The organism is Paraburkholderia caledonica (genome assembly GCF_000383275.1).
Classification (GTDB): domain Bacteria; phylum Pseudomonadota; class Gammaproteobacteria; order Burkholderiales; family Burkholderiaceae; genus Paraburkholderia; species Paraburkholderia caledonica.
The window spans coordinates 206,844-222,008 of the sequence record NZ_KB911034.1; the positions used below are offsets into that span (position 1 = coordinate 206,844).

Below are 15,165 nucleotides of genomic sequence, written 5' to 3' on the forward strand. Positions count from 1 at the left end.
TCTCCATGTATCGTGATGCCGCGTTGCCTCGCTCGATAGGGGCGCAGTGTGGCTGCGCAGCGGCGCGGTCAATCGGCATCTTTGTTCAGGTTCGTGCGCTTGAGTCGAACTCGCGTCGGCCATCACGCTGACGGGCGACGAACCCGCAGCATACAGCGTTGGTCGTGAGGACTCGCGCGCGAATGCGCCTTGTGCGCGTGCATGGCGATCACGCCGCCACGCAGCGAAGGCGTTTGCGTGGCGCGCGTGGATGACGCGGCGCCGCGACAGGTGGCTGCAAGCCGCGCCGGCGGATGAGCGGGCGGCCTGCACCGTGCCGGAGGCTCCGGCGAGGGAATCGGAAAATTATAGCGAGCGCGGCGCGCGCGCAGCAAGGCGGCTGGCCGATCGGCCAGGCCGCGTTCAGTCGATGGTCAGCGATTGCGGCGAAGCCAGTTCGCGCAACTGGAACTTGCCGTCGTCGTTGAAGAGCCAATCTTCGAACAGTTCAAGCTGGCCGCGGCCGTTCAGCAATTTGCCCGGCGGCAATGGCAGCGGTGATGCACGTCGCAACGTGGCGAGCGCGGTGCTTTCCGCTTCGTCGTCGCCGTTCGTGCGATACACCGACGACGCCACCACGTGCCCGTTGCGATCGACGGTGAACGACACCACGACTAGCGAGCGCAGCATCGCTTGCGGCTTGCCGCGCAGTACATACGAAGGATTGCGCTCGACGATGCGCTGCGCGACCGCCTCGCGATACTGATCGAGTGTCGCGCTGTTGACCGCGGCGGGCGGCGTCGGGACGGCCGCGCGTGGCGGCGGCGGGGTGAACGTGCAACCGGCGACGGCAAGTGCGAGCAACGCGGTGTAGGCGGTGCCGCGTAGAGACAGTGGCCATGCGCAGCCGCGGCGAGCGCGGCATTCAGTCATGGGGCGAAGGAGGCGCGTGCGGGTAAGCATGATGAACCACTAAAGAGGGCAGAACCTGTTTAGATCGTAGTCAAAAACCGCCGCGTTTCAATCCGCGTTCGCCCCGGTATCTCAACTTAGGCGCCAGCAAAAAAGGCGAACTCGCCAACGAGTTCGCCTTCGCAATTCGCCGTGCATGAACGCGCCCATGCCGGCGCGTCGCACAACTCGACGCGTGTCAGTTCAACGCTTGCCGTGCCGCTTTGACCGCGGCCAGCACCTGCTCGGGCGCGGTGCCGCCAGGATGATTGCGGCTTGCAACCGAGCCTTCGAGCGTCAGGTACGAGAACACGTCGTCGCCGATCAGATGCGCGACGTTCGGCAATTCCGCCCGCATTTCATCGAGCGTGAGGTCCGCGAGATCGCAGCCGCGATCCGCGCAGATGCGCACGGCCAGCGCGACGGCTTCGTGCGCGTCGCGAAATGCGAGGCCGCGCTTGACGAGGTAGTCGGCGAGATCGGTTGCCGTCGAGAATCCTTGCAATGCGGCGTCGCGCATGGCTTGCGGCTTCACCGAAATGCCCGCGACCATTTCAGCGAAGATGCGCAGCGTATCGGCAACGGTGTCCACCGTGTCGAACAGCGGTTCCTTGTCTTCCTGGTTGTCCTTGTTGTACGCGAGCGGCTGGCCTTTCATCAACGTGAGCAGCGCCATCAGATGACCGTTCACACGGCCGGTCTTGCCGCGCGCGAGTTCGGGCACGTCGGGGTTCTTTTTCTGCGGCATGATCGACGAACCCGTGCAGAAGCGGTCGGCCAGGTCGATAAAGCCGACGCGCGGGCTCATCCACAGTACGAGTTCTTCGGAGAAGCGCGAGATGTGCGTCATGACGAGCGCCGACGCCGCCGTGAATTCGATTGCGAAGTCGCGGTCGGACACAGCGTCGAGCGAGTTTGCGCAGATGCCGTCGAAACCGAGCGTCTTTGCCACCGCGTGACGGTCGATCGGATAGCTCGTGCCGGCGAGTGCCGCGGCGCCCAGCGGCAGACGGTTCACGCGCTTGCGGCAATCGAGCATGCGCTCGGCGTCGCGAGAAAACATTTCGACGTAGGCGAGCAGGTGATGACCGAACGTCACCGGCTGCGCGACCTGCAAGTGCGTGAAGCCGGGCATGATGGTCGACGCGTTCTTCTCCGCCATGTCGAGCAGCGCCGTGCGCAGTTCCTTCAGCAACCCGCCGATGCGGTCGATCTCGCCGCGCAGCCACAGGCGGATGTCGGTCGCGACCTGGTCGTTACGCGAGCGGCCCGTGTGCAGACGCTTACCGGCGTCGCCGATCAGCGCGGTGAGGCGCGCTTCGATGTTCAGGTGAACGTCTTCCAGGTCGAGTTGCCACTCGAACTCGCCTCGCTCGATTTCGCCCTTGATCTGCGCCATACCGCGTTGGATCGCGGCGAGGTCTTCGGCGGCGATGATCTTTTGCGCGCCCAGCATCGAGGCGTGCGCAAGCGACCCTTCAATGTCGACGAGCGCGAGACGCTTGTCGAAGAAAACCGACGACGTATAGCGTTTGACGAGCTCCGACATCGGCTCCGAGAAGCGAGCCGACCAGGCTTCGCCTTTTTTGTGCAGTTGGGACGTCATGGTTTTGGGCAGTTAAACGGCAGTTATGCAGCTGTTAAATGGCGATCGGGCGAGCGGTAAAAAGCTGACGACGCGGATGCGCCTAGCATGTCTGCAAGCGCACCGTCGAAGCATGGAAAGACAGGGATTTTAACACTGGCGCAACGCCGCGCCGACGACGGACCCGCGCCCTGCAATGGCGGCTCGCGCGACGGCCTATTCGCGCACCAGCACTACCAGCTTGAGGTCTTCGCGATGCGCGGGCTTGAACGTAATCTGATCGTAGACGAGCCGGCCGTCGCGCGGATGATTGAATTCGCGCCGTCCGCCTTCGCGGCCTCCGACGTCTTGCGAAGCCCAGAAGCGCGCAAATGCGTCGCTCGCCGCGGTGAGCGAGTCGATCAGCGCACGCGTTGGCGCGTCGTTCAGATGGCGGATCGAATCCGCGCGAAACTCGGCGGCTAGACGACGCGCGCGTGTGTCCCAGTCGACGATCAACTCGCGCGCCGCCGGTTCCGTGAACGTATAGCGCAGCAGATTGCGGTCATGCGAACCGTCGAGCCAGCCGACGAAAAGATTGGCCGCGCGTTCGTTCCACGCGAGCGCATTCCATTGACGGTCCAGCACATAGGCGGGCGCGTCTACGAGTTGGACGGTTTCGAGCAGTGTCGCGGGCGCGTCGGCGGCGGCCGGGTCGGGCTCGGCCGGATCGCGCTGGGCGGCCAGCTCGAACAGATACGCCCGCTCGGCCCGCGACAGTTGCAGCGCGACGGCGATACGTGCGAGCGCGTCCGCGGAAGCGGAAACCGGACGCCCTTGCTCGATCCATGTGTACCAGGTCGGACTCACGCCGCACAGCTGCGCGACTTCCTCCCGCCGCAAGCCGGGCGTGCGGCGGCGCGGGCCGGGCGGCAGGCCGACCGCTTGCGGCGACAGCCGCTCGCGGTGCGCACGGATGAAGTCGCCCAGCGCGCGGGCGGGCGTGGCATCGAGCGGCGGCGGGTTGTCGGCGGAAGAGGGCGTGCTCGTTCGCGTGGTCATTCGTTTGGTGCGACGTGAGGAGGGTGGTATAGATACCAGAATAATTGCTTAACTTGTACTGGTACACGGCGGGCTCTATTGTAGCGGCGTAGCGGCTCGAACGGCAGGCCGCGCTGCCAGCACCAGAAACGCGGACGCACAACACAGTCCCACGCAGACAACCGGAGCTATTCATGAAGCATCACGATCAGGTCGCCGACGCCTTCGGGTCGACCGCCGCCGCCTATTTGACGAGTCCGACCCACGCAACCGGCGCGGATCTGCGCACGCTTGCCGAGTCGATCGCGGCGACGCCGGATGCGACGGTGCTCGACATGGGCTGCGGCGCGGGCCACGCGAGTTTCGCGGTCGCGCCGCATGCCAAAGAAGTGGTCGCCTACGACATCGCTGCGCCGATGCTCGCCACGGTGGAAGGCGCCGCGAAGGATCGCGGCCTCGCCAACATTCGCACGCAGCAGGGCGCGGCCGAGAAATTACCGTTCGCCGATCACGCGTTCGACTGGGTCATCAGCCGGATGAGCGCGCATCATTGGCACGACGTGGCGCCGGCGCTTGCCGAGGTGCGGCGCGTGCTGAAGCCGGGTGGCCGGGTGCTGTTCATCGACATTGCCGGTATCGACCATCCGTTGCTGGACACGCATATCCAGGCAATCGAACTCCTGCGCGACGGCTCACATATTCGCGATTACCGCGCCGACGAATGGATCGCGCTCTTCGAAGCCGCAGGTTTCAAGGCCTCGATTCGCGAGCGCTGGCGTATCGACATCGAATTCAGTTCGTGGGTTTCGCGCATGCGCACGCCTGAGGAGCGCGTGGTGGCGATCCAGTCGCTGTGGCGCAATTCGCCGGATGAAGTGCGGCACTATTTCGACGTAAAGGAAGACGGCTCTTTCAAGCTGGACGCGTTGATGGTCGAAGCGGCTTGAGAGGCATGCGGACATGGCAGTGGCGCTCGCAAGCGCCACTGCCACTCCGAATCGTCAACCGGTATTGCGCAACCCCGCCGCGATACCGTTGATGCTCAGATGAATCCCGCGCCGCACGCGCGCGTTGGTGTCGCCCGCGCGGTAACGCTTGAGCAATTCGACCTGCAGGTGATTAAGCGGATCGAGGTACGGAAAGCGGTTCTTGATCGAGCGCGCGAGCAGCGGATTTTCCGCGAGCCGTTCGCTCTTGCCGGTGATCTCCGACAACACTTTGGACGTACGCTCCCATTCCGCGACGATCCGCTCGAACACATGCTTGCGCAGCTTCTTGTCGGTGACGAGCGCCGCGTAGCGCGAGGCCACCGCAAGGTCGGTCTTCGCGAGCACCATGTCCATGTTCGAGAGCAGCGTCGAGAAGAACGGCCAGGTCTTGTGCATTTTCTTCAGTTGCGCGAGACGGCGTCCGCGCTCGGCATCGCTCGGTGCGTCGTCGAGATACGCGGCCACCGCAGTGCCGAAACCATACCAGCCGGTCAGCAACAGCCGGCATTGGCCCCACGAGAAACCCCACGGGATTGCGCGCAGATCTTCGATCTTGCGTTGCTTCGGATCCTGCAACTTGCGTGACGCGGGACGGCTGCCGATGTTCAGTTCGGCGATCTCCGAGATCGGCGTGGACTCGAAGAAATACTCCTTGAAGCCGGGCGTTTCATACACGAGCGCGCGATACGAGGCCATGGCCGCGTCGGACAATTGCTGCATCGTGGATTCGAATACCGGCAGTTCCGCGGGCGCCGTGCCATGCGGCAGCAACGATGCTTCGAGCGTCGCAGCCACCACCGTTTCAAGATTGCGCCGGCCGATCTCTGGATTACCGAACTTGCTCGCGATCACTTCGCCTTGTTCCGTCAAGCGAATCTGACCGTCGACGGTGCCGGGCGGCTGCGACAGAATCGCCTGATAAGTCGGGCCGCCGCCACGGCCAACGGTGCCGCCGCGTCCGTGGAAAAGACGCAGCGTGATGCCGCGTTCGTTGAAGAGCGACACGAGCGCGAGTTCCGCGCGATACAACTCCCAGTTCGACGTGAGAAAGCCGCCGTCCTTGTTGCTGTCCGAGTAGCCGAGCATGACTTCCTGCTCGTTGCCCTGATGTTCGATTATCGAGTCGACACCCGGCAGCGCAAGCAGATCGCGCATGATGTGCGGCGCGTTGCGCAAGTCGGGGATCGTCTCGAAGAGCGGGATGACCATCAGCGCGGCTCTCGCCGGATCGTTCGCGTCGCCGAGCCGGCCTTGCAGCAGGCCGGTCTCTTTTTGCAGCAGCATGACTTCGACCAGATCGCTGACCGTCTCGGTGTGCGAAATGATGTAGTTGCGAACTGCACGCGCGCCAAATTTTTCGCGCGTGACACGCGCTTGTTCCAGCACCCCGAGTTCGCTCTTCACGAGATCCGAATACTCGGCATACGGCAGGCGCAACGGGCGCGGCTGAGCAAGCTCGGCGAGCAGCACTTCGAGCTTCTCGCTTTCGGCGAGCGCGGCGTAGTCGTCATGAACGCCCGCGCGCTTCAGCAGTTCGGCGATCACCGCTTCGTGGATGTCCGAGCTCTGACGCAAGTCGATGCTCGCGAGATGGAAGCCGAACACTTCGGCCGCGCGAGCGAGCGGTGCCAAACGCGGCGCGGCTAGCGGCGCGCCATGATGCGCGGCGAGCGAATCGATCAGCACGTGCAGATCGCGCACGAATTCGGACGCGTCGTCGTACGGCGTCGCGCGAATCGGCGCTGCGCCGCGGCCCGCGCTGCGCAGCGGCACGCTGCCTTCACCGAGACGCACGCGCGCACTTGCCGCGAGCCGCGTGTACATGCCGATCAGCGCACGGCGATAAGGTTCGTCCGTGCGGTGCGGCGAACGGTCAGGCGAGATTTCCGCGAGCGCTTTGAGTTCGTCGCTCGCGCCGGCGAGCAGATTCGACACCGACAATTCCGCGCCGAGCTTGTGCACCTGCTCGAGATAGTGTTCAAAGATCACCTCGGCCTGGCGCGCGATCGCATGTTCGAGCGTTTCAGCCGTGACATTCGGATTGCCGTCGCGGTCGCCGCCGATCCAGCTGCCCATCTGGAAGAACGGCGGCAGACGCGCTTCGAGGCCGTGTTCCTTGAGCGCCTCTTCGATATCGGTGTACAGCGCGGGGATTTCTTCGAGGAAGGTCGCGCGGTAGTACGACAGCGCGTTTTCGATTTCATCGGCGACCGTGAGCCGCGAGTCGCGCAGCATCCGCGTTTGCCACAGCGACGTGACGCGCGCGCGCAGCATTGCTTCGTTATGCGCGCGTTCGCGGTCGGTCAACTGCTGATCGCGTTCGGCGAGCAGGCGCGCGACGTCGTGCTCTGCGTCGAGAATGCTCTTGCGCTGCACTTCGGTTGGGTGCGCCGTCAGAACGGGAACGATCAGCGCGTCGTTGAAAAACTGCTGCAACACGGGCGTGGCGGCCGCGCCCGCTTCGACGAGCCGCTCCAGCGCATAGGCAATGGTGCCCGGCTGCGCGGCGGAGCCGGCCAGCGCGTGAATCCGGTGACGGCGATTGCGGTGGCGGTCTTCGGCGATATTCGCGAGATGCGAGAAGTAGCTGAACGCGCGCACCACGCTGACCGTCTGTTCGGGACTCAGCGAGCGCAGTTTCTTGTCGAGCGTCTGCACGGCGGCGTTGTCGTCTTCACGGCGAAAACGCACGGCCGTCTGGCGGATGGTTTCGACGACGTCGAACACGGCGTCGCCTTCCTGTTCACGCAGCACGTCGCCGAGCAGCCGCCCCAGATAGCGGATGTCCTGGAAGAGCGGATGGTCCTTGTCGGCGCGCGTGCGGCCGTTGGTTTTCGGCGCGGCGACGACGGTGTCCCCGGAGACGGCTTGCAGGTTCGGCGCTTTGTTTTCAGCCTTGTCTTCCGCTTTGTTTTTGGCTTGCGCTTTCGAGTTCGTCTTCACCTCGGCCTTGCTCGTGGCGGACGCAGTTTTCGCCGGCTTGTCCGCTTTCGAAGCCTTGACGGCTTTTTCCGGCTTGGCCGGCACGGTGGTCTTATCGGCCTTGATGGCTTTCGCGGCGTTCGCAGCCTTCGCGCTGGAGGGCGCCCGTTTGGCTTTGCCGGGCTGGGCGGCGCCTGCGCTAGACGATGCGGAGGCTGTGGACGCGTCGGCGTCGACAGTGGAAGCGTTGGGCGATGCAGTGTTGCGGCGGGCAGGGCGCGCCGATCCGGAAGACGTCACGATGGGTTTCCTCAGGGAAGCCAGGGTCTGTTAAGTGATGAACTGCTACTGCGGAACTCAAAACTGCACTGGAACTGCAACGTGAACTGCTTTGAAGCGGTATGCACCGATGGCAATACGCCGGGGAGGAAGGCCGCGCGACCGCACAAGCTCTGCACGCGGCGCATGTTGCGCCGCATTGGATCATCGCGCATACGGCGGCGCGGTGCGCGAACGAGCGTGCGTGGACAGGTTGCAGCCAGACAGCGGCGCATGGCGCGAAGCCCGTCTCCTCCATTGATACCGCGTTGGCACGGCGCCTCTGCGCGCCTCGATTCGAGCCTTGTTCCGTAAGGGCCACAGGCGGGCGAACCGGGGGGTGAGCGCGAGGGCGCGTGCTAACATTCTTTGTTATTCCATCCCGTCATTCAATCGACAAGCTAATGAACACCGAGACGTTTGCCGCGCCACCCCACACGCTTGTGATTGCGTCGCGAGAAAGCCGCCTCGCCATGTGGCAGGCGGAGCATGTGCGATGTGCGCTGCACAAATTATATCCATCTTGTGACGTAAAAATCCTCGGAATGACGACACGCGGCGATCAAATTCTCGATCGCACTTTGTCGAAGGTGGGTGGTAAGGGACTGTTCGTCAAAGAACTCGAAGCGGCGCTCGCCGATGGCCGCGCGGATCTCGCGGTGCATTCGCTGAAAGACGTGCCGATGGAATTGCCCGCGGGCTTCGCGCTCTCCACGATCATGGAGCGCGAAGATCCGCGCGACGCACTCGTGTCGAACGATTACGACTCGCTAGCCGCGCTGCCGGCCGGCGCGGTGGTGGGCACATCGAGCCTGCGCCGCGAAGCGATGCTGCGCATGCGCTATCCGCATCTCCAGGTGCGGCCGCTGCGCGGCAATCTGGATACGCGCCTCGCCAAGCTCGATCGCGGCGATTACGCGGCGATCATTCTCGCTGCGGCAGGCCTCAAGCGCCTCGGTCTGGCTGAGCGTATCCGTGCGCTGCTCGATCCGGACGACAGCTTGCCTGCTGCAGGGCAGGGCGCGCTCGGCATCGAGATTCGCGCCGATCGCGCCGACCTCGCGGCATGGCTCGCGCCGCTGCATCACGAACATACGGCGGCAGCCGTCGAAGCGGAGCGCATGGTGTCGCGTTCGCTCGGCGGCAGTTGCGAAGTGCCGCTCGCCGCGTATGCCACATGGCATGACGGCGCGCTGCATCTGCGCGGCATCGTGGCGACGCCCGATGGCCAGCGCGTGCTGAGCGCGCAGGCGTCGGCACCCGCGCCGACCGTCGAACGCGCAATCGCCTTGGGCAGCGAAGTGGCGAGCGCACTCGAACAGCAAGGCGCAATGGACATCGTGCGCGCGCTCAGCACGGCGAGCGGTCCCGCGGCGCCGGGAGACGGTGCAAGCTCCGGCGCGGACTCCGGCTCGGCAGGCACCCCGGTGTCCGGCGACTGATGGCGGCCGACATTCCCGGCAACGCATCGTCATCCGCCGGCAAGGCGGTGTTCACGGTCGTGATTACGCGACCGTCCGGTCAGTCGAGCGAACTGATAGAACGCCTCACCGCGGCCGGCATGGCGACGCTCGATTTCCCGCTGATCGACATTGCGCCCGTCGCCGACGACGCACCGTTGCGCGCCGCGCTCGCCTCTCTCGAACGCTATGCGCTCGTCATATTCGTGTCGCCGAACGCGATCGATCATGCGTTCGCTAAGAGCGGCGCGATCTGGCCGCGCGCATTGCCGGTCGGCGTGGTCGGGCCGGGCAGCGTGCAGGCGCTCGCGCGTCACGGCGTCAGCGCGTCGGCTCACCAGATCATCAGTCCCGCATCCGGCGCCGACGACGATAACGGGCGCTTCGACTCCGAAGGCCTCTTCGCCGCGATCGACTCTGCGCTCGGCGAGGCGAATCTCGAAGGCAAGCGTGTTCTGATCGTGCGCGGCGACGGTGGCCGCGAGTGGCTGGCCGACCGTTTGCGCGAGGCCGGCGCCGAGGTGGAGACGGTCGCCGCGTACCGGCGGCTCGTGCCCGAACCGTCGATTGGCGCGTGGGCTCGTGTGCACCGACTGCTTGCGGGCGAACCGCATGCCTGGCTTCTCACCAGCTCCGAAGGCGTGCGCAATCTGCACGAACTCGCGCAAGAGCATCTCACCGCCGACGAACTCGCGCAGCTCAAGCACGCCGCGCTCGTCACGCCTCATCCCCGTATTGCTGAGACCGCGCGGGCATTGGGTTTTGATAGGATTACGGTGTCAGGCGCGGGCGACGAGCGCATTGCCCGCACCTTGCTCGCCGATCTGCCGACCGTAGTTCAACCGGTACCGTCCAATCCGGCTCATTCACCGGCTAAATCACGCATGACTGAAACGAACGCATCCACGAACGCTTCACCCCAGCCGGCCGCGACCGCCGCGTTGCCGCCGAACCAACCCTTCACGCCCTACGAAGCGCAAAAGCGCCGCAGCGCGAGCGGACCGCTGCTGTGGTTTGTCGTCGTGGTTCTTGCTTGTGCCGCGGGCGTGGGCGGCTATGCGCTCAATCGCAAGGTGGAGCGCACCGAGCAGAACATCGCGCAACGTCAGCAGGCGAACGACACGCAAACCAACGAACTGCGTATCAAAACCGAGCAGGCGCTCGCTACGGTGCGTCAGTCCGACTCGCAGGTTGCGCAACTGGAAGGCAAGCTCGCCGATGCGCAGGCCGCACAGCAGGCGCTGCAGCAACAGTACGCGGATCTCGCGCGCAATCGCGACGACTGGACGCTCGCGGAAGTCGGTCAGATGCTGTCTGCCGCAAGCCAGCAATTGCAATTGACCGGCAACACGCAGCTTGCGCTTTTCGCGCTGCAAAGCGCCGACACGCGGCTCGCGGCGTCCGATAGCACGCAGGCGGTCGCGGTCCGTAAGGCCATCGCGCAGGACATCGACAAACTGAAGGCCGCGCCTTCCACCGACCTGACGGGTCTTGCGATCAAGCTGGACAATGCGGTCGATCAGATCGACAGCCTGCCGCTTTCCGGCGAAGCGCCGATTGCCCATGCCACGCCGCGTGCGGCCACATGGGCAGATACGGCCAAGGTGTCCGCGGCCACCGGCGAGCCGCGCTGGAAAGTGTGGTGGAACCAGTTGACGAGCGGCATCGGCCAGCAGTTGACGAGCCTCGTGCAGGTGCGCCGCATCGACAACGCAGACGCGATGATGGTCGCGCCGGACCAGGGCTACTTCGTGCGTGAGAATGTGAAGCTGCGTTTGCTGTCGGCGCGTCTTGCGCTGCTCTCGCGTAACCAGACCACGCTGAAGTCCGACCTGCAGGGCGCGCAGACGGCGCTGACGCGTTACTTCGACATGTCGTCGAAGAAAACACAGAACGTTGTCGATCTCGTCAAGCAGGTCGAGGCCGGATCGGCCGCGGTCGAATTGCCGAACCTGAATACGAGCCTGCAAGCCGTCAATCAATACCGGGGCCGAGGTTAATCATGGCGATCCGGGGACTTCTATGGCTCGCGCTGCTCTTCACCGTCGCGGTCGCGCTCGCGGTGGTCGGACGCTTCGACATGGGCCAGGTGATGCTGGTGTATCCGCCGTACCGCGTCGACATGTCGCTCAATCTGTTCGTGGTTGGGCTCGTGGTGCTGTTTATTCTGCTGTATGCGCTGCTGCGCATCGTGCGCAATATCTGGCGCATGCCGCAGCGTGTGGCCGCGTACCGTGCGCGCTCGCGCGTCGCGAAGGCGCATGCCGCGCTGCGTGACGCGATCGGCAACCTGTACGCCGGGCGCTTTTCCCGCGCGGAGAAGGCCGCGAAAGACGCGCTCGCGAACGGCGACAACAAGGGCGCGGCCGGCCTGATCGCGGCTACTGCGGCGCATCGCATGCATGAATACGCGCGGCGCGACGAATGGCTCGCTCAGATCGACGAAACCGACTGGCAGGACGCCCGTCTGATGGCTACCGCCGACATGCGCGCCGACGGCCGCGACGCGGACGGCGCGCTGACCGCGCTCACCGAAATGCAATCGCAGGGCGCGCGGCGCATTCACGCTCAGCAGATCATGTTGCGCGCGCAGCAGCAATTGAAGAACTGGGGCGAGGTGCTCAAGCTCGTCAAGACGCTGGAAAAGCGCGAGGCGATTCACCCGGCGGTGGCGGTGCGCTTGCGGCAACTGGCGGCGGAGAATCTGCTGCGCGATCGTCGGCATAACGCCGATGCGTTACTCGAACTGTGGAATTCGCTGACGCCGACGGAGCGTCATTCGCCGCGTCTCGCCGATCTAGCTGCGGAACTGCTGGTGGCGCTGAATCGTCCGCAGGAGGCGCGCAAGATCGTTGAAGAAGCGCTCGCGCAGAATTGGGACGCGCGCTTGCTGCGTCGTTATCCGGATACTGCGGGCGGCGATGCGTTGCCGCTCATCCAGAAGGCCGAAGCGTGGCAAAAGGATCGTCCGGACGACGCGGACTTGCTGTTCGCGTTGGGCCGGTTGTGTCTGCATCAGCAGTTGTGGGGGAAGGCGCAGTCGTTCCTGGAGCGTGCGCTGAAGCTTGCTGACAATGAGACGCTGAAGATTCGCTCGCACCGTGCGTTGGCTCGGCTTCACGAGCAGTTGGGGGACACGGAGAAGGCGAGCCAGCATTATCGCGAGAGTGCGTTGGCGATGAACATCGTGTGAGATCGCTCTTTGCGCTGGGCAGCAATGCGAAGAGCGTCTGACGATGTCGTCGCTCGTCGCGTGTTGCTCGACGGGAAGTCTTCAACTTCCCAACTTTCGCACCGCATTACCGTGCAGCCCGAAATTTCGGAGCTTGAGCGCCGTGCACGAATGCACATTCGAGCGGCGCTCTGTCTAGCTGGCCAGTCTCTCTGGGAGACTAGTGGAGTACCGCTCCTTCAGGTGCGGCGAGCGTACTGGAACCGTCCTCTGCCGCCGCCAGTTCCAGTTTCAGCCGAGCCGCGGCCAGCACGCGCAGAACGTCGGCGTTGATCATCAGTTCGTCCACCGCCGTCAGCATCAGGTCGGGATAATCGCGGAACTGTGCGAGCCTCGTCAGTTGCCCTTGCATGTCGGCGCACAGCTGCGTCACTTCGTCTGCAATGCTCGCGGACGAGACTGGCGCCCCCGGGGACATGCAATCCTCGAATCCCTCACTAGCCAAAATTTCCAGAAGGACCGTCTGATATCTGCTCATTGTTGATCTGCCTCGCTACAAGTGCATCAACTGTAGCTTGGATCTGCGTGAGCAATTCCCGGAACAGGAGCGCTGAACCCGCCCAATTCACGGTTGCGAACGGAAAAGAATTTTCGCACCCGCCACAATATTCGCGCGCCTGAAACGTCTTCAGACGCATGGAACCGCCACCCACCTCGCACACGATGACCGAACGCGACGACGACATCACCGCGACCGTGGTGCGTGAGCGCACGAGGCTCGTCAATTTCATCCGGCGACGAATACGCGATCCCGACGATGCCGAGGACATATTGCAGGACGTCTTCCATGAATTCGTGCAGGCGTACCGGCTGCCCGCGCCGGTCGAACAGGCGAGCGCGTGGCTTTTCCGGGCCGCGCGCAACCGGATCATCGATCGATTTCGTAAGAAAAGAGAGCAGCCTTTGACAGACCTGTCCGAGGGCGACGACGACACCGACAGTGAGTATCGCCTCGACCTCGCGCTGCCGTCGCCCGACGCGGGTCCCGAAGCGCTCTACGCTCGCGCGCTATTGCTCAAAGCATTGCAGGACGCGATTGACGAGTTGCCGCCGAACCAGCGCGAGGTGTTTATCGGCCACGAGCTGGAAGGAAGGTCCTTCAAAGACATGGTGGCGGAAAGCGGCGTCACGCTGAATACGCTGCTTGCGCGCAAACGCTACGCGGTCTTGCACCTGCGCGCCCGGCTGCAAGCCATTTATGACGAACTGGGTATTTAGAGGAGTCGACGGATGAAATTTCGAATCAGATGCGTGGGTAAGGTACTGCTTGTGGTGGTCGCCATTGGCGTGCTCGGGTGGGTGGTCATGAGTCTATGGAACTGGGTGATTCCGGCGTTATTCGTCGGCGCTCGCACGATCGACTTCGCGCATGCGCTGGGCTTGCTGGTTTTGAGCCGCATCCTGTTTGGCGGGTTCCGAGGACACGGCGGCTGGCGCGAACGGCGTCATTGGCGCAAATGGCAAGCCATGACGCCGGAGGAGCGGGAGCATTTTCAGACTGCATGGCGATCAGGCCGCGCCCGGCGCGAGGGAGAATGAACATGCGCGAGATATCAACGGCGGACTGCAAACAGAAGCCGGGCGTGATTGCGCCAGTCGTCGACCTGAAACGTTGCGAAGGTAAGGGCGATTGTCTGGATGTCTGCCCCGAGAATGTGTTTGAGATCCGGCGCATCGACGAAGGCGATTATCTGAGCCTCGGTCTCATGCATCGCTTCAAGCTGCGTGTGCATGGAATGAAAGTCGCCTACACGCCGAACGCGGACGCGTGCCGGTCGTGCGGTCTCTGCGTGAGCGCATGTCCTGAACGCGCAATCAAGCTCGCCAGAACGGCATAACGTGCAACGTCTTTACTGATGGCGTAACGACATCGCCCGCTGCCCAATGAACCGGGCAGCGCCGGGCGCATCATCAACACTACCGATCTCGTCAAGGAGCGCACATGACCTCGTCAAGCGCAGTTCTTTTGCGGCGGCTTCACGAACAGAGTCAGACAGAAGTGATAGCCCGCGCACAGGCGCAGTTCGATGGATCGAGCGACGAATTCCTGACTCTCGCGGAGGAATACGACACGCTCGCACCTCGACTGCGCGGGCGGTTTCTCGAAACGCTGGGACTGTCCAGCGAAGATTTCGAGTCGTCGCAAGGCACTCCTTTATCGTTAGCCGTGTCAGCGAAAACGGGTAAGTTTCTGCACAACATGGTGCTTGCGCATAAACCGGCTCGAATCCTCGAACTCGGCAGTTCTTGCGGCGTGTCCACGCTATATCTCGCCGAAGCCCTTCGCACGTTGGGCAGTGGAATGGTGACAGCGACCGAATCCGACGCGCTCAAGTGTGCGCAACTTCGGGCCAACGTCAAAGCGGCGGGCGTAGAGGCTTATGTTGACCTGTGGGAGGGCGACGCCTTTCAGACCGTTGCCCAACTGGAAGGCACTTTCGATATGGTGTTTATCGACGTATGGGCCAACACCTATCTGAATCTCTTCAAGCAGATTGAGCGGCTGCTGCGCCCTGGCTCTATCGTTCTCGCCGACAACATGTACACGGCCGAGGACGCCGTTCAGCCGTACAAGCGCTACCTTGACAACGATCCGCGCTTTTCGACAACGACGCTCGACTTCGAATCAGGGCTCGAATTTACAGTCGTCGTTTCTTAAGCTGGCAAAGAACGGGCTTCCGGGATGCCGCGAGCAGACATGTTCGGTGA

13 protein-coding genes are annotated in these 15,165 nt (G+C 63.7%); 8 read left to right on the forward strand and 5 right to left on the reverse strand.

Annotated features, from left to right (window positions below):
* Positions 1-402: 402 nt before the first annotated feature.
* The 3 genes from H281_RS0100980 to H281_RS0100990 all read right to left on the reverse strand — a co-directional run bounded on the left by H281_RS0100980 (position 403) and on the right by H281_RS0100990 (position 3,556).
* Positions 403-942, reverse strand: coding sequence for an energy transducer TonB family protein (locus H281_RS0100980; RefSeq protein ID WP_027804186.1), 540 nt, complete (start codon positions 940-942; stop codon positions 403-405).
* 187 nt (positions 943-1,129) lie between these two features.
* A complete protein-coding gene (gene argH / locus H281_RS0100985) occupies positions 1,130-2,536 on the reverse strand; it encodes an argininosuccinate lyase (RefSeq protein WP_027804187.1) in 1,407 nt (468 codons plus the stop codon).
* 195 nt (positions 2,537-2,731) lie between these two features.
* Positions 2,732-3,556, reverse strand: coding sequence for a helix-turn-helix transcriptional regulator (locus H281_RS0100990; protein WP_020065222.1), 825 nt, complete (start codon positions 3,554-3,556; stop codon positions 2,732-2,734).
* A gap of 173 nt (positions 3,557-3,729) precedes the next feature.
* On the opposite strand from H281_RS0100990, the gene H281_RS0100995 reads away from it, so the two are divergent.
* Positions 3,730-4,482 (forward strand): class I SAM-dependent methyltransferase, encoded by a 753-nt coding sequence (locus H281_RS0100995; RefSeq protein ID WP_020065223.1) that lies wholly within the window; start codon positions 3,730-3,732, stop codon positions 4,480-4,482.
* Between the two features lie 54 nt (positions 4,483-4,536).
* Here H281_RS0100995 and ppc read toward each other — a convergent pair whose 3' ends face one another.
* The gene (gene ppc / locus H281_RS0101000; protein ID WP_020065224.1) at positions 4,537-7,746 is read right to left on the reverse strand and encodes a phosphoenolpyruvate carboxylase; all 3,210 of its coding nucleotides are present in this window, start codon (positions 7,744-7,746) and stop codon (positions 4,537-4,539) included.
* A gap of 422 nt (positions 7,747-8,168) precedes the next feature.
* Between ppc and hemC the strand changes: the two genes are divergently transcribed.
* Genes hemC through H281_RS0101015 form a run of 3 tightly spaced genes read left to right on the forward strand, consistent with a single transcriptional unit; the run spans position 8,169 to position 12,417 of the window.
* Positions 8,169-9,206 (forward strand): hydroxymethylbilane synthase, encoded by a 1,038-nt coding sequence (hemC, locus tag H281_RS0101005; protein ID WP_020065225.1) that lies wholly within the window; start codon positions 8,169-8,171, stop codon positions 9,204-9,206.
* The gene (gene hemDX, locus H281_RS0101010) at positions 9,206-11,224 is read left to right on the forward strand and encodes a fused uroporphyrinogen-III synthase HemD/membrane protein HemX (RefSeq protein WP_020065226.1); all 2,019 of its coding nucleotides are present in this window, start codon (positions 9,206-9,208) and stop codon (positions 11,222-11,224) included. The genes hemC and hemDX overlap by 1 nt, the downstream gene beginning before the upstream one ends.
* A 2-nt stretch (positions 11,225-11,226) precedes the next feature.
* Entirely contained in the window at positions 11,227-12,417 is a 1,191-nt protein-coding gene (locus H281_RS0101015) for a heme biosynthesis protein HemY (protein WP_020065227.1), read from the forward strand.
* 199 nt (positions 12,418-12,616) lie between these two features.
* Here the strand turns inward: H281_RS0101015 and H281_RS0101020 are convergent, their stop codons facing one another.
* Positions 12,617-12,874 (reverse strand): hypothetical protein, encoded by a 258-nt coding sequence (locus H281_RS0101020; RefSeq protein ID WP_020065228.1) that lies wholly within the window; start codon positions 12,872-12,874, stop codon positions 12,617-12,619.
* 218 nt (positions 12,875-13,092) lie between these two features.
* On the opposite strand from H281_RS0101020, the gene H281_RS0101025 reads away from it, so the two are divergent.
* From H281_RS0101025 to H281_RS0101040, 4 genes are all read left to right on the forward strand, one after another.
* Positions 13,093-13,674 carry an RNA polymerase sigma factor gene (locus H281_RS0101025; protein ID WP_027804189.1) on the forward strand — a complete coding sequence of 194 codons (582 nt, stop codon included), beginning with the start codon at positions 13,093-13,095 and terminating at the stop codon, positions 13,672-13,674.
* Positions 13,675-13,686: 12 nt separating this feature from the next.
* Positions 13,687-13,995, forward strand: a complete 309-nt coding sequence (locus tag H281_RS0101030) for a hypothetical protein (RefSeq protein WP_020065231.1) — start codon at positions 13,687-13,689, stop codon at positions 13,993-13,995.
* Between the two features lie 2 nt (positions 13,996-13,997).
* The gene (locus H281_RS0101035) at positions 13,998-14,294 is read left to right on the forward strand and encodes a 4Fe-4S dicluster domain-containing protein (protein WP_027804190.1); all 297 of its coding nucleotides are present in this window, start codon (positions 13,998-14,000) and stop codon (positions 14,292-14,294) included.
* Between the two features lie 104 nt (positions 14,295-14,398).
* Positions 14,399-15,115 carry an O-methyltransferase gene (locus H281_RS0101040; RefSeq protein ID WP_020065233.1) on the forward strand — a complete coding sequence of 239 codons (717 nt, stop codon included), beginning with the start codon at positions 14,399-14,401 and terminating at the stop codon, positions 15,113-15,115.
* Positions 15,116-15,165: the final 50 nt, after the last annotated feature.